The organism is Janthinobacterium sp. NKUCC08_JDC (genome assembly GCF_019345575.1).
Classification (GTDB): Bacteria; Pseudomonadota; Gammaproteobacteria; order Burkholderiales; family Burkholderiaceae_D; genus Janthinobacterium; species Janthinobacterium aestuarii.
This window is the reverse complement of record NZ_JAHKQW010000059.1, coordinates 1-246: the sequence shown is the minus strand read 5'-3', so window position 1 is coordinate 246 and position 246 is coordinate 1. Positions and strand designations below refer to the sequence as shown.

Below are 246 nucleotides of genomic sequence, written 5' to 3'. Positions count from 1 at the left end.
AGTTTCTGTAGTAAATCTCAGGGGGATTAGCTCAGCTGGGAGAGCACCTGCTTTGCAAGCAGGGGGTCGTCGGTTCGATCCCGTCATCCTCCACCAAAAGTTCAAACGTAAATCAGTGTTGATTGCAACACCGGGATTTAGGTTTGGTCTTTTCGAGACCAAGTGCTGTATGTTCTTTAACAATCTGGAAGAAGTAAAGATTATTTATTGATCGGTTTGCCGTAAAAAGCGAATCGATGGGTAATG

Annotated in this window: 1 tRNA gene; it reads left to right on the top strand. The window is 44.3% G+C overall.

Features of this window, described 5'->3' with window-relative positions:
* Positions 1 to 20: 20 nt before the first annotated feature.
* A tRNA-Ala gene (locus tag KO538_RS29100) sits at positions 21 to 96 on the top strand.
* The last annotated feature ends 150 nt before the right edge of the window (positions 97 to 246 follow it).